The organism is Arthrobacter sp. TB 26 (assembly GCF_000427315.1).
In the GTDB taxonomy this organism is placed as follows: Bacteria; Actinomycetota; Actinomycetes; order Actinomycetales; family Micrococcaceae; genus Arthrobacter.
The window spans coordinates 1-739 of sequence record NZ_AUPJ01000109.1; the positions used below are offsets into that span (position 1 = coordinate 1).

Consider the following 739-nt stretch of genomic DNA (forward strand, 5'->3'; position numbering starts at 1 on the left):
CTGCTGCTTCGTGCCTGCTATTTCTTGACGGCGACCAGCAGGCCGTCGCCGGTGGGCAGCATGGCCGACGCGAGGCGGTCGTCTTCGCGGATGGACTTGCCCACCTGGCGCAGGACCACGGTGGTGGCCTCGCGCGCGGCCGGGTTGGCGACGCGGTCCTTGTCCAGCGCATCGTTGACGATCAGCAGGCCGCCGGACTTCAGCAGCCGGATGGCCTGTTCCACATAGCCGGGGTAGTTCGGCTTGTCCGCGTCGATGAAGACAAGGTCGTAGGCGCTGTCCGTCAGCCGGGGGAGGACGTCGCGGGCACGGCCGGAAATGGTCCGCGTCCGGTTGGCCGGGCTGCCGGCCTCCTGGAACGCTTCGCGGGCGGCTTTGAGGTGCTCGACGTCGACGTCGATAGTGGTCAGCACGGCGTGCGGACCCAGTCCACGCAGGATGCAGACGCCGGAGACGCCCGCGCCGGTGCCGATTTCGACCGCTGTCTGGGCCTTTGACGCAGCGGCCAGGACAGTCAGGACCGCCCCGACGCCGGGGCCGACCGGGGTGACGCCCAGTTCGAAGGACCGTTCGCGCGCGTGCAGCATGACCTCATCCTCGGCAGGCAGATCTTCTGCATAGGACCAGCTCGTGGACTTATCGGCGCTCATGGAATTCGCTTTCTGGGCGGCAGGGGATTGTTCACTCCAGCGTACTGTGTCAGGTGGGACCCGGCAGGGAGGCGCCCCCGCTGTGGCGG

Annotated in this window: 1 protein-coding gene; it reads right to left on the reverse strand. The window is 68.3% G+C overall.

The window, feature by feature from the left end; all coding sequences use genetic code 11:
• Nucleotides 1-17: 17 nt before the first annotated feature.
• Nucleotides 18-650, reverse strand: coding sequence for an O-methyltransferase (locus tag K789_RS0103150; RefSeq protein ID WP_024365481.1), 633 nt, complete (start codon nucleotides 648-650; stop codon nucleotides 18-20).
• Nucleotides 651-739: the final 89 nt, after the last annotated feature.

Excerpts from the sequence above, each read along its gene's own strand:
- K789_RS0103150 (WP_024365481.1), bottom strand. The coding sequence starts at position 650 with ATGAGCGCCGATAAGTCCACGAGCTGGTCCTATGCAGAAGATCTGCCT.